The 20,874-nt window shown below is 54.1% G+C and carries 12 protein-coding genes; 7 read left to right on the top strand and 5 right to left on the bottom strand.

Features of this window, described 5'->3' with window-relative positions:
• The first annotated feature begins 16 nt into the window (after nucleotides 1-16).
• Genes brxC through brxL form a run of 6 tightly spaced genes read left to right on the top strand, consistent with a single transcriptional unit; the run spans nucleotide 17 to nucleotide 13,166 of the window.
• Complete coding sequence (brxC, locus tag BJL95_RS17210; RefSeq protein WP_071159674.1) at nucleotides 17-3,478, top strand: BREX system P-loop protein BrxC; 3,462 nt, start codon at nucleotides 17-19, stop codon at nucleotides 3,476-3,478.
• Nucleotides 3,475-6,912, top strand: coding sequence for a DNA methyltransferase (locus BJL95_RS17205; protein ID WP_083386125.1), 3,438 nt, complete (start codon nucleotides 3,475-3,477; stop codon nucleotides 6,910-6,912). The genes brxC and BJL95_RS17205 overlap by 4 nt, the downstream gene beginning before the upstream one ends.
• On the top strand, nucleotides 6,912-8,198 hold the full coding sequence (locus tag BJL95_RS17200) for an AAA family ATPase (RefSeq protein WP_071159672.1): 1,287 nt from the start codon (nucleotides 6,912-6,914) through the stop codon (nucleotides 8,196-8,198). The genes BJL95_RS17205 and BJL95_RS17200 overlap by 1 nt, the downstream gene beginning before the upstream one ends.
• The gene (locus BJL95_RS17195; RefSeq protein ID WP_071159670.1) at nucleotides 8,195-8,791 is read left to right on the top strand and encodes a hypothetical protein; all 597 of its coding nucleotides are present in this window, start codon (nucleotides 8,195-8,197) and stop codon (nucleotides 8,789-8,791) included. The genes BJL95_RS17200 and BJL95_RS17195 overlap by 4 nt, the downstream gene beginning before the upstream one ends.
• Nucleotides 8,788-11,118, top strand: coding sequence for a BREX-1 system phosphatase PglZ type B (pglZ, locus tag BJL95_RS17190; protein WP_071159668.1), 2,331 nt, complete (start codon nucleotides 8,788-8,790; stop codon nucleotides 11,116-11,118). Before BJL95_RS17195 ends, pglZ begins: the two co-directional genes overlap by 4 nt.
• A gap of 2 nt (nucleotides 11,119-11,120) precedes the next feature.
• Nucleotides 11,121-13,166, top strand: coding sequence for a protease Lon-related BREX system protein BrxL (brxL, locus tag BJL95_RS17185; protein WP_083386124.1), 2,046 nt, complete (start codon nucleotides 11,121-11,123; stop codon nucleotides 13,164-13,166).
• A 21-nt stretch (nucleotides 13,167-13,187) separates the two neighbouring features.
• Here brxL and BJL95_RS25260 read toward each other — a convergent pair whose 3' ends face one another.
• From BJL95_RS25260 to BJL95_RS17165, 4 genes are read right to left on the bottom strand one after another with little or no spacing between them, the layout of a single operon-like run.
• On the bottom strand, nucleotides 13,188-13,406 hold the full coding sequence (locus tag BJL95_RS25260) for a hypothetical protein (protein ID WP_071159664.1): 219 nt from the start codon (nucleotides 13,404-13,406) through the stop codon (nucleotides 13,188-13,190).
• A 52-nt stretch (nucleotides 13,407-13,458) separates the two neighbouring features.
• The gene (locus BJL95_RS17175; RefSeq protein WP_071159662.1) at nucleotides 13,459-14,898 is read right to left on the bottom strand and encodes a TolC family protein; all 1,440 of its coding nucleotides are present in this window, start codon (nucleotides 14,896-14,898) and stop codon (nucleotides 13,459-13,461) included.
• Nucleotides 14,885-18,061, bottom strand: a complete 3,177-nt coding sequence (locus BJL95_RS17170) for an efflux RND transporter permease subunit (protein ID WP_071159660.1) — start codon at nucleotides 18,059-18,061, stop codon at nucleotides 14,885-14,887. The genes BJL95_RS17175 and BJL95_RS17170 overlap by 14 nt, the downstream gene beginning before the upstream one ends.
• Before the next feature lie 21 nt (nucleotides 18,062-18,082).
• Nucleotides 18,083-19,168 (bottom strand): efflux RND transporter periplasmic adaptor subunit, encoded by a 1,086-nt coding sequence (locus BJL95_RS17165; protein WP_071159658.1) that lies wholly within the window; start codon nucleotides 19,166-19,168, stop codon nucleotides 18,083-18,085.
• 562 nt (nucleotides 19,169-19,730) lie between these two features.
• On the opposite strand from BJL95_RS17165, the gene BJL95_RS17155 reads away from it, so the two are divergent.
• Nucleotides 19,731-19,907, top strand: a complete 177-nt coding sequence (locus BJL95_RS17155) for a hypothetical protein (protein ID WP_157197986.1) — start codon at nucleotides 19,731-19,733, stop codon at nucleotides 19,905-19,907.
• Nucleotides 19,908-20,188: 281 nt separating this feature from the next.
• On the opposite strand, the gene BJL95_RS17150 is transcribed toward BJL95_RS17155, so the two are convergent.
• Nucleotides 20,189-20,554, bottom strand: coding sequence for a hypothetical protein (locus tag BJL95_RS17150; protein ID WP_064031341.1), 366 nt, complete (start codon nucleotides 20,552-20,554; stop codon nucleotides 20,189-20,191).
• Nucleotides 20,555-20,874: the final 320 nt, after the last annotated feature.

The raw sequence follows: 20,874 nt of genomic DNA, 5'->3' as shown, positions 1-20,874 counted from the left end.
TCAGGCAATAAAGACTATGCAGAACAGGGACATCTACGTCAAACCACCAAAGGAAAACCGTCTAGTTAACAATGGCGTGGCCGAAGTATCTGAAGACCACTCTGATGCGGCACAAGCCATCCTCCGCCACGAACTGGAGACTTTCGTCTGTGACGGCCAATACGAAAAGGGGCTGGAGACTATCCTCGACAAGTTTCTATTGAACCTTGATGCCGGCACCGAACAGCCTGGTGTCTGGATTTCCGGATTCTACGGCAGTGGTAAGTCGCATCTGGCCAAGATGCTGCGCACGCTATGGACCGACTATCAATTTGCCGACGGTGCCACCGCGCGTAGTTTAGCCAAATTGCCTACCGGCGTGTTTGAACACCTTAAGGAACTCAGCACTCAAGGTAAGCGTTATGGCACCCTGCATGCTGCCGCGGGTAAGCTGGGCGCCGGAGCTGGAGATAAAGTACGCTTGGCTTTGCTGGGCATAGTGTTTAAGTCCAAGGGGCTACCTGAGCAGTATAACCAAGCGCAATTGGTCCTGTGGCTGAAACGCGAAGACATCCTGAACCAGGTCGAATCTGAGCTCAGCGAAGCCGGGCGTTCCTTGGCCCAAGAACTGCCGCACATGTATGTGTCTAGCCATCTGGCCAAGGCGCTGTTAAAGATCAGGCCAGACCTCGCGCACACCGAGGCTGATGCCCGCAAGTTGCTGAAAGAGCAGTTTCCGCAAGTCACTGACATCACCAGCGAACAGATGACTTCGACTATCGAAACGGCACTTGCCGAAGACGGCAGGTTTCCGCTGACGCTCGTTGTATTAGACGAAGTACAGCAATACATCGGTACCGATGCAGAGAAGGCCTTCCAGGTTCAGGAAGTCACCGAAACACTTAGCAAGCACTTTAATGGCAAGTTGCTTTTCGTCGGTACCGGTCAATCAGCACTATCCGGCATGCCTAACCTGCAGCGCCTGATGGGCCGTTTTCCAGTGCAGGTCATGCTGGGCGACTGGGACGTCGAGAACGTCACCCGTCAAATCATCTTGGCCAAGAAGCCATCGGCTCAACTGGAAGTGGAACAAGTATGGCGGGACAACCTGGGCGAAATCTCGCGCCATCTGCGCGGCACCAAGCTCGAGCACGTCACTGACGATGAAGACGTACTCACCTCGGACTACCCTTTGTTACCGGTACGACGCCGTTTCTGGGAGCGTGTGCTTAGGACCATCGACACCACTGGCACGGTTTCACAGCTGCGTAGCCAATTGCGGGTCGTGCATGAAGCGGTATTGGCCACGGCGGAAGCCCCCCTGGGCCACGTAGTCTCTGGCGATTTTCTTTACGATCAGATTGCGGCGAACTTGGTCTCAACCGCTCAACTACCCAAGGAAGTATTTGAGAACGTCCAGCGCTTTGCCGCTGGCGATGACAGTGCCCAACTCAAGGCCAAGCTACTCAAACTCATTTACCTCATCAACAAGCTGCCAGCCGATGCCGCGATGGATATTGGCCTCAAGGCCACCGAGGAAGCGCTGGCTGACCTGTTGGTGACCGATCTGTCAGCTGGCTCCTCCGAATTGCGTAAAAAGTTGCCCGATTTGCTCGACGAGTTACAGAACAAAGACCGCCTCGTGATGGCCCTTGCAGGCAGCAGCGGCACCGAGTATCGCCTCCAGACGCGTGAGTCCAGTGCTTGGTACGACGAATTCCGGGCGCAAGAGGCCGAACTCAAGGCTGCCCCTCAGCGAGTAGAGCAAAAACGTGCCGACTTGCTCAAGTCTCGTTTCGGTGAGGTGTTAAAAAAGGTCCGCGTCGTACAAGGCAAGGACAATGTCGAACGCCGTTTAACGCCCACCTATGACGACAATCTGCCAAAGGACAACGATAAGAACCTTTACCTGTGGATTCAGGATGGCTGGCAGACCGAAGAGAAATCGGTCATCGCTGAAGCTAAGGCCAAGAGTACCGATAACCCCACACTCTTCGTGTTCTTGCCAGCCCAGCACAAAACTGAGCTGACTAACGCCATCGTGGCGCTGGAAGCGGCACGCACCACACTGCAAAAGAAGGGCAGTCCTTCTACCGAAGAAGGCCGCGACGCTCAGCGTTCTATGGAAAGCCGGCAACGCACTGCTGAGAAGGAATTGGTCGAACTGCTCGACCAACTCTTCGCCGGTGTGCGGGTATTCCAGGCCGGTGGACAGGAAGCAGTCGATGGCAACGACCTGGCCGATCGCATCAACCGCGCAGCAAAGTCGTCCGCCATTCGTTTGTACCACCAGTTCGATGCGGCCGATCACGACCACTGGAGTAAGGTACTCGACGAAGCGCGCAAGGGCAACCTGGAAGCAATGAAAGCCGTGGGGCATACCCAGGAGGCCGACAAACATCCCGTTTGCCAGAAGTTGCTGGCTTTCATTGGCCCCGGCAAGAAGGGTGCTGAGATTCGGGAGCAGTTCGAGGCGCCGCCGTTCGGCTGGCCAAGAGATGCTATTCAGGGCGCGGTGTGCGCACTCTGGGCAAGTAGTCATATCAAGGCTCAGGATGCGACTTGCAAGGCAATTGAAGTGAAGGCCTTTGATGGCAACAAATTCACGCAATGGAGTTTCCAGCGCGAAAGCATCTCCATCACACCACCTCAGTTCATCAAGATTCGCTCGCTGTTCAGTGCTGTTGGCGTGCCTTGCCAACCCAAAGAAGAACTGATCAAGGTGCCAGCACTGCTCGCCAAGTTGCGGGAGCAGGCCGCCAAGGCCGGCGGCCAAACTCCGGCACCAGAGGCCCCGAAGCTGACAGTCATTGAAGCCATCGAGGCCCAAACCGGCAACGCCCAACTGTTGGAGTTGTTCAATCGCTGCGACGAATTGGTCGGTCTTTCCAAGGCCTGGATCAAAACAGCCGACGACATCGCCAAACGCTTGCCTGCGTGGCGCAAACTCAATGAACTGCTCAGGCACGCGAAGGCGCTAGGCCCCTATGCTGCGCTGAAGGCCGAGGTAGATGCCATCGAAGCGCAGCGCAGCCTGCTGGCCGACCCAGATCCGGTTCGGCCTTTGTTGGACAAGACGGTTGACTTATTGCGCCAGGCACTGAACGCCAAACTGGCTGCCTTCCAGCAAACTTTCGATCAACAGCAAGCGCTACTCCAAGCTGATGCCGATTGGAACAAGTTAACTGAACCACAACAAGCTGAACTCATCGCCAAGCACAACCTAAAGAGTTCAGGAGCGTTGGAGATCGGCACACCCGAGCAGTTGCAGGACGCCCTAGACGACTGCGACCTGGATCATTGGGTGTCCAAAACCCAAGCACTACCCAACCGCTTCGAGGCTGCCAGACATGCGGCTATCCAGTTGCTCAAACCCAATGTGGTTCATGTAGCACTGCCTAAACGCACCCTAAACGATGAAGCCGAACTCAAGGCTTGGCTGTTGGAAGTTGAAGCTTTACTGAATGACAAATTAAAACAGGGACCGATAGCGTTATGAGTGCCATGAATAATCAACCACTCGCCAAACCCCTACGCACCCAGCTGGAAAATACCGTCAAAGCCGCCCGCGAGATCGCTGAGAAAGCTGCTCACGGGGCCTTGACACGGATTGGTGTCGGTGACCCCAAGGCCCCCGACTACCTTTCAGACGAACTCAAGGCTTTGCGCCGCCGGCTGCGTGCTCATGGCCGCGCTTTAGGAGACACAAAGGCGAAGGACGATACCCAGGGTCTGCAGCACCTGGTCTGGGAAGTAGCCTACGAGCACTGGCACCGCATGCTGTTTGCCCGCTTCCTGGCTGAGAATGGTCTGCTGTTGTGGGAACCGGGTGCTGCCGTCTCGCTGGACGACTGTGAGGCCCTAGTGCAAGAAACCGACCCGTTGATGAACCTGGGTGCCAAGACCCAGTGGGAGCTCGCCGGCAAGCTGGCCGCCCGCATGTTGCCGCAGGTATTCAAGCCGCAGAGCCCTGTGTTCGAGGTGGCCTTCGCGCCCGAGCACCAGCGCGAGTTGGAGCGTCTGCTGGCCGGCTTGCCGCTCGAGGTGTTCAAGGCCAGCGACAGCCTTGGCTGGGTTTACCAGTTCTGGCAGGCTAAGCGCAAGGACGAAGTCAACGCCTCGGAAGTGAAGATTGGTGCAGATGAGTTACCCGCCGTCACCCAGCTCTTCACCGAGCCGTACATGGTGGACTTCCTGCTCCACAACTCGCTGGGCGCCTGGTGGGTGACGCGCCACCCCGGCCAGACCTGCCCCGTGCCGCTGACCTACCTGCGCACCATCGACTCCCCTCTCCCCGAGGGAGAGGGGGCGGGGGTGAGGGCTATCCCCGCCGCCGGTAAGTTCGAAGGCTGGCCCGACCGGCTGGAAGACTTCAAACTGCTCGACCCCTGCTGCGGCTCGGGCCACTTCCTGGTAGCGGCCTTCCTGCTGCTTGTGCCGATGCGCATGGCTACCGAGGGCCTGAGCGCGATGGATGCGGTGGATGCCGTGCTGGCCGACAACCTACACGGGCTAGAGCTGGACACCCGCTGCGTGGAAATCGCTGTTTTCGCGCTGGCGCTCGCGGCTTGGCGCTTCCCGGACGAGAACGGCGACCCGCTGGGTGTACGGTCCGACATGCCCGCACCGCAAATTGCCTGTTGCGGATTGAAGGTGGCGGCCAAGCCTGAGGACTGGATGGCCTTAGTGCCGGACGACTGGTCCAACGCCGCCTTCGTACGGCAGGAACTGCAACTGCTGCACGCCAGCTTTGCCCAGGCGCCGCTGCTGGGCAGCCTGTTGGACCCTGCGCGCGCCCTGAAGAACGACTTAGCCACATCAAGTTTTGACACGCTGCGCGACCTGCTGGAGCGCGCCTTGTCCACCGAGCAACCGGCTACGGTATGGGGGCAGGCTAGCGAATTGCAGGACGACAGCTGGGACTTGGCTCTAACCGCCAAGGGCTTGCTGGATGCGGCCAAGCTGCTAGATGGACGCTATCACCTGGTGGTGACGAATGTGCCATATCTGGCGCGCAGCAAGCAGGACGAGGTGCTCAAGGACTACTGTGCTGCCCACTACTCCGAAGCCAAAAACGACTTGGCCAACGTATTTCTGGAACGCTGCCTGGAATTGGCCCGAAAGCCGAAGGGCACTCAAGGCGCGGGAGTGGTGCAAATCGTGATGCCGCAGAACTGGCTTTTCCTAACCACCTATAAGAAGCAACGTGAATCGCTATTGTCACGCATCCGCTTTAGTTTTGTCGCTCTGCTTGGTCCGAAGGGGTTCCAAACTCCTATGTGGGACTTTAATGTTCAGTTGCTAACTGTCACTCGCCACTCTCACCCTGCTGCTGAGGGATTTCAAATCCGGGGGATTGATGCCAGCGCACCCAAGACGGTGCAGGAGAAATCTGAGCACATAAAGTCAGGACCACTTTTGTCGGTGAGCCAAGCCAGGCAAATCCGCAATCCAGATGCTGTAGTGGCATTGAATTCTCTGGATAGTGAAGGGCTCTTGTCTTCGCACGTCGCCTATTCGAATGGGATTCAAGCGGGCGACTCGTCACGGTTCACCGCTCAATTCTGGGAGGTGCTCGATAGCCAAATTTGGTCGTACATGCAGACTCCAGTGTCTGCTAGCACTGAATTTGACGGGCTTGACTCAGTATTTCGCTGGGAAAGCGGTAACGGCGCCTACTGGAAATATGTGACTGAACGCCTTGGCGATGGCGGTCAGAAAGCATGGGTTCGTGGTACTGAGCACTTGAGGAAGAGCGGCGTGGCGATTAGTGCCACCGGAAAAATTAACACCTGCCTATATTCAGGAGAACTGTGGAATGACAGCCTTCTTGTGTTGGTTCCTGACTCAGAAGAAAAGCTCGAAGCCATTTTCGCCTTTTGCAGAAGCAATGAATTCGAAGAGCTTGTCCGAAAGGTGGACCAAAAGCTGAACGTCCGAAGTGCAGTTACAAAGGTCCCCTTTGACCTCGTTCGCTGGCAACAGGCTGCGGCGGAGCGGTATCCCAACGGCCTGCCCCATCCCTACTCCGACGACTCGACTCAATGGTTATTTCACGGCCACCCGCTGCCCGCTTCCGACCCACTGCAAGTAGCCGTCGCCCGCCTTGCCTGCTACCGCTGGCCAGCCGAGACCGATGCATCAATGGAACTGGCTGATGAGGCCCGTACCTGGATTGCCCACTGCGACAAGCTGGCCGAACACACCGACGACGATGGCATCGTCTGCCTGCCATCGGTGCGCGGTGAGCCGGCTGCGCACGACCGTCTACTCAAGCTGCTGATTGCTGCTTGGGAGACCGTGCAGCCCGGTAGCTGGAAGCCCGCCGTACTCGACAAGCTGTTGGCCGATGCCGACTGCGCCGGCAAGGGACTAGACGTCTGGCTGCGCGACAAGTTCTTCGAACAGCACGCCAAGCGCTTTCACCACCGCCCCTTCATCTGGCATGTGTGGGACGGCCAGAAAGACGGCTTTGCCGCGCTGGTGAACTACCACAAGCTCGACGCCAAGAACCTGGAGCGCCTCATCCACACCTACCTGGGCGACTGGATTCGCCAGCAGGAGACCGGTGTGCGCGATGGTATCGACGGCGCCCAAACCCGCTTGGCAGCCGCCCAGGACCTGAAACGCCGCCTGGAACTCATCCTGGAAGGCGAGCCACCCTACGACATCTTTGTACGCTGGAAGGCTCTGGCCGAGCAACCTATCGGCTGGAATCCCGACCTCAACGACGGTGTGCGCCTAAATATCCGCCCCTTCATGACCGCCGAGGTCCTGCGCCACAACAAGAAGCCCAAGCTCAACATCACTTGGGACAAGGACCGCGGCAAGGATGTGGAAAGCGCGCCGTGGTTCAAGAAGTTTGGCGGTGACCGCATCAATGACCACCACCTGACGGTGGCCGAGAAGAAGGCAGCAAGGGAGGTTTCATAATGCTAAGACATCTGCAATTAAGAAATGTTGGGCCAGCATCCGAACTAGAACTTGAGTTGGCACCACGACTCAATCTCGTGACGGGTGATAACGGCTTGGGGAAAAGTTTTTTACTGGACATTGCCTGGTGGGCGATGACGCGCCGCTGGCCGGGCGAGGTCAACCCACGCCTTACAGCAGGACGTTGCGCGTTACCCGCCAAAGAAGGGCCAGCAACCATTGGATTCTCTTTCACCAGTAAAGTGAAGACTGAGGATTACGCCAGCGAGTACCGCCCTCGCGAACAAGCGTGGACTGGCAGGCCTGGTCGCCCAGCAAATCCGGGGTTGGTCTTCTATGCCATGTCGGACGGGAGTTTTGCAGTTTGGGACCCTGCACGCAATTATTGGCGGACCCAGAACGACGTGGATGTGCAAGACCGGGTGCCTGCTTATGTCTTCAATCCTTCCGAAGTGTGGGATGGTTTGGAAGACAGCGATGGCAAGCGCCTCTGTTTGGGCTTAGTGATGGATTGGGCCGGTTGGCAGAAGGAAAAAAGTGCTGCGTATATAACACTGAACAGCGTTCTTGCAGCCCTTTCGCCCTCTGATAGAGAACAACTGGTCCCCGGCGAGCTTACGCGGATCAGTCTGGATGACGCCAGAGATATTCCGACACTTCGTATGCCGTATGGCCAGGATGTGCCTGTGCTGCATGCATCGGCCGGTATTCGCAGAATCCTTTCCTTAGCTTATGTCCTTGTTTGGGCCTGGGAAGAGCATTGCAAGGCGGCTAAATTTCTCAAAGAAGAGCCGACTCGGCAACTGGTGTTGCTAATTGATGAAGTCGAATCTCACCTGCATCCGCAATGGCAACGCAAAATCATCCCGGCATTGCTGGCTGTCGCCAAAACCCTCGTAAAACAAAAGAATGCGGAATTGCAACTGATTGCCGCAACCCATTCGCCGCTGGTCATGGCCTCGGCGGAACCTTCGTTTGATTCTGAATTGGACGCTTGGTTTGATCTGGATTTGGAACGCAAGCGTGTAGTTTTGAGGCGGCGATCGTTCGAAAAGCGTGGCGATGCCGAAGGCTGGCTGATGAGTGAAGCCTTCGATTTACCCAGCGGACGCCCCATCGAATACGAAGCATTGGTCAAAAAAGCCGCGGCATTACTCGAAACGAACGACCCAGACCTGAAGAAGATCAAGACCATGCATGAGCGACTCGTTGAAGCATTGAGCCCTACCGATGACTTTTTGTTTAATTGGCGCTATGTCTGCAAGAGAAAGGGGTGGTTGGAATGATGACTGTCACTTTGCAGGCGGAGCCTGCGGACTTTGATGCGAAGGTAAGACAACCGGGATTGGATTGGCTAGCTACGCAGGGCATCGCCACGAACGGGCCTTTGCCAAAGAAAGTAAAGATTCCCGCCTATTGGAGCCATTCCAATAAATCGCTGTGGGAGGCTTATGATGGTGTCTGCGCTTATTTAGCGATCTATTTCGAGTGGGTAACGGGTGCTAGTTCGACTGATCATTTTGTAGCCAAATCCAGGGATGCCGGTCAGGCTTATGAGTGGTCAAATTACCGATTGTCTTGCCTCGGGCCCAATCGGAATAAAAACAAGTACGACGATGTGCTGGACCCTATTGGCTTGGCGGCGGACACCTTCGTTTTGAACCTCGTTAGCGGCGAAATTTCAGCTAACCGAAATCTCGATAAACCTGCAGCTGCACTCGCACGCAAAACCATTAAGCGATTGAAACTCGATAGCCCGGAGCATAACCGGATGCGTCAGCGTCATTACAACCAATACTTGCGCCACAAAGACGCTCAAACGCTTAAAGAACTATCACCATTCGTTTGGTATGAGGCTCAGCGCCAGGGGCTATTATGAAGAATAGCAGTCAGTCACTGGGGGATGCGCTCCAAGCTGCAGTGGGCGCTTGTGGGAAAGGCAACTCTCAAACGTCTTCACCGGTTGCTGCCATTTTGTGGCCGGATAAGGAAAGTCAGTGGCAATCCGCCTTGCCGGCCCTACTTGCTTTAATGCCTGGATTATTTGTATTTGGCCCTTACGCCCCCGAGCGACGCAGTGGACCAGCCATTTGGCTTAAGTGTGCGATTGCTGGCCTTCTGCCAGAGGTTCAGTTTGATGGTGTGCCTGTGATCTATCTGCCCGGTGTCAGCCGAGCGGAATTGCGTGCAATTGAAAGCTGTCCGCGCGACCTGCAACCTTTAGCGGAATTGCAATATCGGGGAGTTTTTTGGAGCCAGGCAAGCACCAAAGATTGGACAGTGAGTGCCTTTTTGGCATCGAAAAATGGCGGACTAGGCCTTAATGTCGCTCAGGATAAGGCAACCCAGGAAGCACTGTTGCAGGCATTGCAAGCCGGTGTGCTGTTGGAATGCAACACGGATGATCTCAAAAAACGTGTCATCAATGCCGAATGGCTGCTCAGTTTGCTGCTACCCAATCCCAACCGTGACTTGCTGCTGTGGATGAATGAACCGGAAGCCACGCGCAGCCAATGGGGTGATGTTTTATGGGCTGTATTCGTCAAGCGCTGCAAGTCCGATTTCGGTTTCGACCCTGTCGCCGACGGGCTTCTTGCTGCTGCAGAGCACCTCGCTAAAAGTAAAGGCAAATGGTCGGCCGTAGCCGAGCTGTATCGGGATTCATACACTAGCTTTCCGAATGTGTTTGATTTACTCGCGAAGCTACCAGCACCCCATATTGATTTATTCCCAGATTATGATGAATTGGCGGGGTATCCCCAAGTCAATGAGCAAAGCGAAGCCTCTTTGCGATATGCCTTATCGGCGTGTGCTGCTATGGATGCACCTCAGGCACGTGCCGCCGTGCTTGCGGCCGAAGAGGAGCACGGCTTGCGCCGTACTTGGCTGTGGATAAGAATGGGGCGTTCTCCATTAGTAACCGCACTGGAATATCTGGCCGAGGTAGCCCAGCGTAGCGCTAGCTTACCGATTGGCCAAACACCCATCGAGCTTGCCAATAGTTACGAACTTTCAGGTTGGCAGGTTGATCTGGCAGCGATGCGAGCGCTGGCGAGTGTCCATACTAAGGCGGATCTGGATGCGGTCGGCGGAGCGCTGCGAGCCATGTACCTGCCCTGGATAGAGGAAACGGCTCACAGACTGCAGGAAGCCGCCAAGACTATGGGTGGTCTACCCTCGATTCAGGCAGATAAACTTTCTTCTGGAACGTGTACGGTTTTCGTGGATGGCTTGCGCTACGACGCAGCTACAATGCTTAAGCAGCGACTTTCGGTCTTCGGTGATGTTCATCTCTCGGCACGTTGGACTAGCCTGCCTTCAGTCACTGCATCCGGAAAAGCGTGGTGCTCACCCGTGGCTGAACACATTGCTGGTTCGGTCGAGGATATGGAATTCGAGCCTAGGGTTGCTGCGGACGGCAAACCGCTATCCGGCTACAATTTCCGAAAGCTGTTGGGTGAACACGATATTCAGCCTTTGGACAAACATCAGATAGGTGATCCACAAGGCCAAGCCTGGACCGAGGCCGCTGATTTGGATCATTATGGACATGAGCATGGGATTCGGTTGGCACGTGATCTCGATAACCAACTCAATCTAGTCGTCGAGCGCGTCAGCGAACTTCTCGAGGCGGGCTGGAAGCGTATTCGCATCGTGACAGATCATGGCTGGTTATTGATGCCCGGTGGTTTTCCTAAGTCCGAGCTAGCCAAGCACCAGGTCGAAACACGATGGGGCCGATGTGCAGTTCTGAAGGACAGCGCGCATGGCACCTCACTCACTTTTGGTTGGGACTGGTGCCATGATGTGCAGGTGGCGTATGCGCCTGGCGTCTCTTGTTTTACTGCTGGCGTGGAGTATGCCCACGGGGGCATCAGCCTACAAGAGTGTCTTGTGCCCGTTATACAACTGGACTGTGGCGGAGAAATTGGGTCGACGAACTTGGTTACTATTCAATCGGTAACATGGAAGGGGTTGCGCTGCGCTGTCGTAGTTGAGGGTGCTTCCAATCAGCAGCGAGTCGATATTCGAAGCAAAGCAGCTTTAGCGTCAACCTCTATTGTTTCCAATGTTAAATTGCTGACAACTGATAAGGCGAGCTTAGTCGTGGCAGATGATGAGTTTATGGGTGTGGCAGCCGTCGTTGTGGTCCTAGGTACGGATGATGAAGTGTTGCAAAAGCAAATGACCACAGTAGGAGAATAATCATGCAACTGGATGAATTGGATCGCAAAGCCACAACAGCCTTCGAAGGCTATGTGGTGCGCAAGGACCTAGTCCGTACTTTCAGCCGGCAATTTCCAGTGCCAACCTATGTCGTTGAGTTTTTGCTTGGCCGTTATTGCGCGACAACAGATGAAGCCGAAATTCAGGAAGGTCTTGACATCGTGCAGCGGCAACTTGGCTCTCGAACAGTGAAAGCCGGGGATGAAGAGCTTTTCAAAGCTCGAGCCCGCGAATCGGGTTCCGTCAAAATCATCGATATAATTACAGCTCGTTTGGACGCAAAGACGGATTCATACCTTGCCAGCTTGCCCAGTTTGCGGTTGAACGATGTAAGGCTGTCCCCGGAAATGGTTAAGGATAATGAACGCATGCTGACCGGTGGTTTTTATGCCGAGGTCACTTTGGGTTACGACGCTTCAATTGCTCAAGAAAAGGGAGGCAGACCCTTCGGAGTGGAGGCATTACGCGCTATTCAGCTCTCTAAGCGTGAAGTTTTGGATGTTTTGTCGACAGGTCGAAATCAGTTTACATCCAACGAGTGGCGAGACTTTTTACTGCGGAGTGTGGGTTTTGAGCCCGAGACTCTATCTGATCGCGCTAAGGATGCATTGCTTCTTCGCATGGTGCCCTTCGTTGAGCGTAACTACAACTTAGTGGAACTGGGACCACGCGGGACAGGTAAATCGCATCTTTTCCAACAAATCTCGCCCTATGCACACCTTATATCGGGCGGTAAGGCGACCGTGGCAAGAATGTTTGTTAACAATGCCAGTGGCCAGCGTGGATTAGTTTGCCAATACGACGTGGTCTGTTTTGATGAGGTATCTGGCGTGTCTTTCGATCAGAAAGACGGCGTTAACATTATGAAAGGTTACATGGAGAGCGGAGAGTTTTCTCGAGGTAAGGAAAGCATTCGGGCGGACGGATCAATCGTGCTCGTGGGTAACTTTGACGTTGATGTTGAGCATCAGCAGCGGATTGGTCATTTGTTAGGGCCATTGCCGCCAGAAATGCGCAATGACACAGCCTTCATGGATCGAATTCACTGCTTCCTACCTGGCTGGGATGTGCCAAAGATGAATCCTGGGCTGTTTACCGATCACTTTGGCTTGGTTAGCGATTTCCTATCCGAGTGCTTTACCCAACTACGCAATCAAAGCCGTATATCGACATTACAGGGCCGAGTGTACTGGGGCGGCGCGCTTTCGGGGCGCGATCTCAACGGCGTAAACAAGACTGTTAGCGGGTTGCTCAAACTACTTTATCCTGATTCAGAGACCCCGGTAAGTGACGACGATCTGGAATGGGCTGTGCGTTTGGCTTTAGAAGTGCGTCGACGGGTAAAAGAGCAGCAAAAGCGCATCGGTGCTGCAGAATTTCGGAATACTCACTTTAGCTACACCATGGGCTCCGAAGGCGTCGAAAAATTCGTTAGCACACCGGAACTACAGAGCCAGGGTGGTATCGGTGACGAGCCGCTCGAATGCGGGCAGATTTGGACGCTGAGTCCAGGTGGTCAGGATGAGCACCCAGGCCTGTTTAGACTTGAGGTCAATGAAGGTCCTGGCAATGGTGTGCGGGTGCTCAACAACCCAGTGCCTGCCCCATTCAAGGAGTCAATTCGCTGCGCGGAGCAGAATCTTTATGCGCGAGCTCAGCAATTGGTAGGTGACCGTGACCCGCGCTCACACGAGTTCTCGGTACAACTGCGAGGTTTTGACGCTGCCAAGTCCGGCGCAAAAACGGGTGTAGCGGCACTAATCTCACTGTCCAGCGCACTGCTCAAGAAATCAGTTCGTGGCGGATTAGTTGTGGTAGGAGAAGTGACTCTGGGTGGAACCATCGAGCCTATCCACAACGCAGTGAACTTGGCGGAAATTGCCGTCGAGAAAGGGGCCAAATCTCTACTACTACCCGTGTCGTGTCGTCGTCAATTATTTGACCTGTCTGACGAGATGGCGACCAAGTTGGACATTGAGTTTTACCAGGATGGGCGGGATGCGCTGCTTAAAGCACTGAGTGACTGAGCGGGATCAAGCACTTCCCTCTCAAGCTGGCAGCCAGCCCGCGCGGAACTGATTAGCGATAGTGTAATCGGCGGGATGTTGGCTTCGAAATGAGCGATTACGCAAGCTAATCGCAGCTACCGCCGTCTTGCCAGACTTGAGTTCCTGGTAAACCTGACTCATCGTCAGCCCTTGCTCCTGGATCATCTTCATCACTTGCAGCTTGTACGCCGCATCAAAACTTCGTCTTTCTTGTTTCATTCTGTTCACCGGGTAGATCGACCCTGTTAAGGGTGGATAGGAGTCCATGTCATCAACTTTGCCAACCGCCACCCAGCGCTTTGTAGAGTTCCACCATCGCGCTGATTTGTTTTTGCTTGGTTTCGATCAGTTCTTTCTTGGCTTCCAGCGCGTCGCGCTGGGTCAATAAAACCTCCAAATAATCCGCTCTTGCCGAGATAAATAACTGGTTGGCGACTTCAATCGATTTGACCAACGAGTCCACTTGCTGGCGTTTTAACTGGTAGTTTTTGTCCAGGTTGTCGATATTGGATATTTGATTGGCCACTTCGGCGTAAGCAGTAATGATGCTTTGTTCGTATTCGTAGGCCGCCTGCACTTGCTTGGCGTTGGCGTTTTTGTATTCGGCGGTGATCGCGTTTTTGTTGACCAGTGGGGCTACCAGCTCGCCGGCCACCATCGCCGCCAACGATTCCGGGGTATTGATCAGGTATTTCAACGCAAACGCCTGAAAGCCGATGCCGGCCTTGATACCGAACGACGGATAGAAACTGGCCCTGGCGACGTCGATGTTCAAGTCGGCGGCTTTTAATTCCAATTCGGCCTTGCGAATGTCGGGCCGGTTTTGCAATAACTCGGATGGCACGCCGACACTCAAGGCTTTGGGTTTAATATCCATAAAGCCGCTCGACGCGCGGGCTATCGGTTGCGGCGTTCTTCCCAGCAGCGTATTGATCCGATTCTCGACTACGGTAATCTGCTGCTCGATCTCGTATTGGCGAGCCTGGTTTTTTGCCACCTCGGCTTCGTATCGCTTGACCGCCAGGGTCGTGGTTCGGGCGTAGGTCTGTAATTGCCTGACCATCAATAAGCCGTTTTGCTGTAATGCGATGTTTTGCCGCAAGTTTTCCAGCTGGTTGTCCAAGGCGATCAATTCGTAATAGGCATGCGCCACCTCGGCGACCAAGTTGGTTACCAAGAAATTTCGGCCTTCGCCGGATGCCATGTAATCGTAGACTGCCACTTGGGTCGCGTTCCGGAGCTTTTTCCAGATGTCGATTTCCCAAGTCGAGAACAGGCCGAATTGGTAATCGCCGAGAAAGGCCGGAAACGGTTGGCCCTTGGCGATATTCAGACTGTCCTCGACGGCGCCGTTGCGGGTGTATTGCGCGGTCTTGTCGCCGCCCGCCGACGCGCCGAGTTTGACGAAGGGCATATATTCCCCCTTGCGCGCCAGTATCTCGTTTTCGGCGATGCTGATCCGTTGCGCCATGATGTTGATTTCCTTGTTATTGGCAACGGCGGTATCGATCAAGCTACGCAGCTGCGGATCGTCGAAGAAGTCCTGCCATTTCACGGTCGCGGCACTGGTCCGGTCGTTTACGCCGGGTTTGAATTGTTCGGGTAACTGCGTATCCGCGGCTTTCTTGGTCATGTCCGGAATGCCGCAGGCTTGCAACACAGCCATCGCCAAAGCCGTTACCAGCAAAACATGGGTTTTATTCGTCAGCATCTTGGGTACCGTAATGATAGGTTTCGGTGAACGGATTGACGTCTTCGTCTTTGATCATGCGTTTGCCTTCGATCAGTTTGGCGAAGATGTAATACAAGCCTGGGATCAGCACCACGCCGAACACGGTGCCGAACAACATGCCGCCCAACGCCGAGGTACCGATAGTACGGTTGCCGACCGCGCCGGCGCCGGTGGCGAAGGCTAGCGGCACCAGGCCGGCGATGAAGGCAAAAGACGTCATCAGAATCGGCCGGAACCTTGCCTTGGCGGCTTCGATGGCGGCTTCACGTACCGACATGCCTTGCTCCTGTTTTTGCACCGCGTATTCGACGATCAATACCGCGTTTTTACCGAGCAAGCCGACCAGCATCACCAAACCGACTTGGGAGTACACATCGTTGGCCAAGCCCATGGTTTTTAGCAGTAAAAACGAGCCGAAGATGCCGGCCGGCAACGAGCAGATCACCACCAACGGCAACACAAAGCTTTCGTATTGCGCCGCCAACACTAAATACACGAACACCAGCACAACGATGAAGATCACCAAGGCTTCGTTGCCGCGTGCCGCTTCGTCGAAGGACAAACCCTCCCAGGCCACATCGAAGCCTTGCGGCAAAGTCGCCTTGGCCACTTCCTTGATGGCTTTGATGGCATCGCCAGAGGTATAGCCGGGCGCCGGTTCGGCGCGGATCGCCGCCGAGTTGTACAGGTTGTAGCGGGTCAGCTCGTTCGGGCCTTGCTGCGGCTGTACGGTCATAAAGGCCGAGTACGGCACCATTTCGCCGGCGTCGTTTTTGACGTAATAGTTCAAGACGTCGGTCGGGAAGCGGCGAAACTCCGGCAAGGCTTGCACATAGACCTTGAAAAAGTTGTTGAAGCGGATGAAGCCTTGCTCGTAGGTGCTGCCGATCATGATGTCCAGATTTTCCATGGCCTTATCGATATTCACGCCTTTTTGCATCGCCAATTTGTTGTCGATTTTCAACTCGTACTGCGGGTAGTTGGCGGCATAAAAGGTGAACAAGCCGGTTAATTCCGGGCGCTTGCGCAACGCGGCCATGAACTCCTGATTGAGTTTGTCGAACTGGAAGTAATCGGTGCCGGTGGTCTTATCCAATAAGCGGAAGGCCAAGCCCGACGCGGCGCCGTAGCCCGGTACCGCAGGCGGTTGGAAGAATTCGATCACTGCACCGAAATCGTGGGTTTTTTCCTCTAATTGGCGAATCACGTCCTCCACCGAGACTTTGCGCTGGGTCCAATCCTTTAGATTGATGATGCAGGTGCCGGCGTTGGAACCGCGGCCTTCGGTCAATACCTCGTAGCCGGCCAACGACGATACCGACTGCACCCCATCGATTTTTTCGGCGACTTCTTCCAATTGCCGCGCCACTTTATTGGTGACTTCGATAGTCGAGCCGGGCGGAGTTTGAATAATCGCGTAGATCATGCCTTGGTCTTCGCCGGGGATGAAGCCGGCCGGCAAAGTCTTATCGACAGTAAAAATCCCGAAACTGAATGCAACCAGGACCGCGATTGTGACGATGCGGCGGGTGACGACTACATCCAACAGTTTGACGTAGCGCCCGGTAACTTTTTCGAACAGATAGTTGAAGCCGTCGATGAACAGCGTAATCGGCGTCCGGCGCTTGGGTTGGCCGTGGGTGTTTTTCAAGATCATTGCGCACAACACCGGCGCCAACGACAAGGCGACGACGGCGGAGATAATGATGGACGAAGCCATAGCAATCGAAAACTGCCGGTAAAACACGCCGACCGGGCCGTTCATGAAGGCGATAGGCACGAATACCGACACCATCACCAACGTGATCGCGACGATGGCGCCGCCGATTTCGCCGAGTACCTGCCGCGAAGCGGCGTAGGGGCTGAGGTGTTCGGCTTCCATTTTGGCGTGTACCGCCTCGACCACGACGATGGCATCGTCAACGACGACGCCAATCGCCAATACCAGGGCGAATAGCGTGATCAAGTTGATCGACAAACCGAAGGCCGACATCACCGCGAACGAGCCGATCAACGACACCGGCACCGCCAGAATCGGAATCAAAGTCGAGCGCCAGTCGCCAAGGAACAGGAATACCACCAAGGTCACCAACACGAAGGCTTCGCCTAAGGTGTGCAAGACCTTGTGAATCGAGGCTTCGACGAAACGCGACACGTCGTAGTTGATCTCGTAATCCATGCCTTCGGGGAAGGATTTTTTCAATTCCTCCAACTTGGCTTTGACGTCTTCGATGACTTTGGTGGCGTTGGTGCCGTAGTTTTGTTTCAACACAATCGACGCGGACGGGAAGGAGTCTTTGTCCGAATAGATGTTGTAAAACTCGCTGTCCAAATCCACCTTGGCGATGTCTTTCAAGCGCAGTATTTCGCCCTCCGAGTTGGCGCGGATAATGATGTCGGCGTATTGCTCCGGCGTGTTGTACCAGCCTTGGTAAATCAACACGTATTCCTTGGATTGCGCCGCCATCCCGGTGCTCTGGCCGATCCGGCCGGGACGGCCGATGATGCTTTGCTTGGCGATGGCATCCATCACTTCTTCGGTCGAAACGCTATAGGCGCGCATCCGGTCCGGATTTAACCAAATGCGCATCGCGTATTGGCGGGCGCCCAAAATCTGCGCTTGGGCGATACCGTAGATGCGCTGGATTTCCGGTATCACGTTGACGTAGGCGTAGTTGAACAGGAATTTCTGGTCGGCATTCTTATCCTTGCTGTACAGGTTGACGTACATCAGCATGCTGGGCTGGACGAAGTTGACCACCACGCCTTCCAGCCGTACCAGATTCGGCAAACGGCTCATCACCTGATCGACCCGGGTTTTGACGTTGACCATCGCGATATTCGGGTCCACGCCTAACTCGAATAACACTTGAATCGTGGCTTCGCCGGCGCTAGTGGCGTCGGAGACGATGTATTTCATGCCTGGCACGCCGTTGATCGCCCGTTCGATGGTGATCAACGAGGATTTAACCAATACGTCGGCGCTGGAGCCGGGGAAGGATAGGGATATTGTCACTCGCGGCGGCGCGATATCCGGAAATTGCGAAACGGGCAGGGTGCGGATTGCCAAGAATCCCATGAACAGGAAACTAAGCGACAATACGATCGCCATGACCGGTCTTTTAATAAAGATACTGAACATAGTTAATCTCTGCTCAAAGGATTATTCGGTATAGAGTTTTAATTCAGAGCGAACCTTTTCAGGCGGCAATAAATCGATGTCCACTTTATCGCCCGCGTGGACTTTTCTTAAGCCTTCCAGTAGGATTTTATCGCCGTCTTTCAAGCCCTCGTTGATAATGAACAAATAGGGCAGTTCGGCCCCGATTTTTACGAGTCTTTGTTCTAGTTTTCCGTCGTCTTTCACAACATAGACATAGGTTTTATCGAGAATTTCGAAGGTGGCTTTTTGCGGAATCAATAGCGCATGCTTGTACGGTTTTTTCATCAGTATCGTGCCGGTTTCGCCATGACGGAGCAATTTATCGGGATTGGCGAATGTGGCGCGGAATTCGATATTGCCGGCAGTATTATCGAAATCCGCCTCAATAGTTTCTATGGTGCCATCCGTATTATAAACCCTACCGTTAGCCATTCTTAATTTAACTTTGGTTATTGCCTCATCGGCTTTTTGAGATTTGAAATCAAGATATTCGCTTTCAGGTACGTTGAAATACACCCACAATTTACTAATGTCCGATAGCGTGGTTAATAAGGCGCCTTCCTCCACCAAACTGCCAGTCCTGACATTCAAATGGTCCATGATGCCTTCAAACGGCGCATTGATACTGGTGAAACCTAAATGAGTTTCGGCGAGTTTGACCTCTGCGTTAGCCTTGTCCAGCTTGGCCTTGGCCAATGCTAGTTCGTTTGGCGACACAATTTTTTGATCCGCTAAACCCTTGGTGTTTAGGTATTCGATATTCATCGTATTCGCTTCGGCCTGAGACTTTAGTAATTCGGCTTGATAGATGTTAGGCATGATTTTGAACATCGGCTGACCTTGATGGACTAACTGGCCTTCGTCGACGAAAATATTCTGCAAATACCCCCGTTCCAGCGCACGTACTTCAATATGCCGAAACGCGTGAATCTGGCAGACATATTCCTTGGTTACCTCGGTGTCTTCCCATAAGGGTGTGGTGGCTTCCAGTTTGGGAGGCGCTTCGTGAGTTTCCGTTTCGGTTGTTTGGCAGCCGGATAATAGAATTATAATTAAGCTAAGATAAGCACGTGTTTTAATAATCATCAGTTTTCTCTATGCGAAGCTCCGCAATCGCTGTTGACTTCGGTTTTATGGTGAGTTGCATTAAATCCAATAGCGAATAGCTTGGTATTGGGTGTAACGATTGAGTTAATATTTTGGTTCCCAGTTTTCCCTAAATTGCGACCGCTTATGAATGATTCGGCGAACTTCGCGCAAAAATGCGCGAATTGCATTAGTCACGGTAAAGCAAGCAAAGTGCCAGTTTTTTTTGGCTTAATATCAGTGGGTTATGCGGGCGAGAGGTGAATTGGGGAATATTCCCCGGTGCAAATCCACAACGTGGGGAATATTCCCCACTTTAAAATTCGATATGAGCGGTGAGCCGAGAATGTCGCTTTATTTCAGGCTCGTAATTCACGCGGCAGCGTTAACGTTTAGCCAAAACAGCGAGCTGGATTTCCTTTGTTTTCAACGAGTAGGCCCGATCACCGACGCTCTCCACTTCGGTGGAAGGAATTGCTGGCATGGATATCGCTGTAAGGGTTTGGAGCCCGACTGTTATCTGTCAAACGGCTCGTTTTCAGGTGAACTTGAGGAATGAATGATGAAAAATTACGTACACGAAATAGCCCAATGCACGGCAGCGATATTGATTTCCGCTATGCCGTTTTCGGTGAATGCCAGCGTCGATCCGTTACAGAGTATCAAACCGGCCGCCTTTGAAGTCAGTGTGGATGGCGACGCCAGCGAGCCGCCTTTGCTTGGAGAGCAAGACGAGTAATCGGTGCTTTAATCTCTTCGCATAAGCAATTCCCCGGCATCGCCGGGGAAGAGGTGTCGGCCAGGCCGCCAACGCGCGAGTCGATGTTGCATTTGCGAAGGCAACCAAAAGCTAAGGTTTGCGCAACATCATTTTCTAGTCATGAACGGTCGGTGCGGCGTGAGCTAAGCTTAAGTCAGCTAAGACTGTTGCTCCCGACCGAAATTGTGTGCCGCTAGGCAATCCGCTCCAACAAGTCCCGCCTTACTTTTCAAACCTCGACCTTGCTCGCCCAGCTCCGGTTAATCCTTGTCTTTGGGATTGCCGCTAGACACCAATCCCACGAACAACAAGCCGAATAACAGCAATAGTGGCCACGAATACGGAACGATCAGGAAAACACCGAGAAGGGCAAATCCGAGGGCGGCGAAAAACAGCATCATCCCGACGCCAACTAGTGCCAATACGGCCAGTATCCCGAATAGCGCGAACACCGCCAACAGGGTGGGGATTGCCGCCAGGCGAAACAAGGGCGACGCCACGGGTTGGCCGTTGATGGTCAGGTTGAATCCGCCAACTTCTGGATGAAACGCATAGATCAAGCTGGCAAGTAATAGCCCAAGTAGCAGGGTTGCGAATAACAGATGGCGGTTGGGGGATCTGGGCATGCGATTTTCCTCGGGCTAAGATGTGGTTGACGACGTCGCCGTCGCCATAAAATAGGAGTTCGACGGGCTGGTTTCGTCGGTACGGTATTGATGGTTATTTTCCATGAAAACTTCGTGCCCGTTTTTGTTTCGGACGGATGGCGTTGCCTCGCGACTTATTCCGCGAGCGCGGAACACTGGCGATTCGCCCGGAGCCGTGGGTTTGGCGCGGTATTCGAGTCGGCCTAAGTGTTGCCGACGGCAAAATCCGATACCGGCTATCATGCCACCCGTGGTTGCGTTGGTGATTTTCAACCAAATTAAACGGTGATTTTCCCCAA

The organism is Methylomonas sp. LWB, from assembly GCF_001856095.1.
Classification (GTDB): Bacteria; Pseudomonadota; Gammaproteobacteria; order Methylococcales; family Methylomonadaceae; genus Methylomonas; species Methylomonas koyamae_A.
This window is presented reverse-complemented; position numbering and strand designations above follow the sequence as displayed.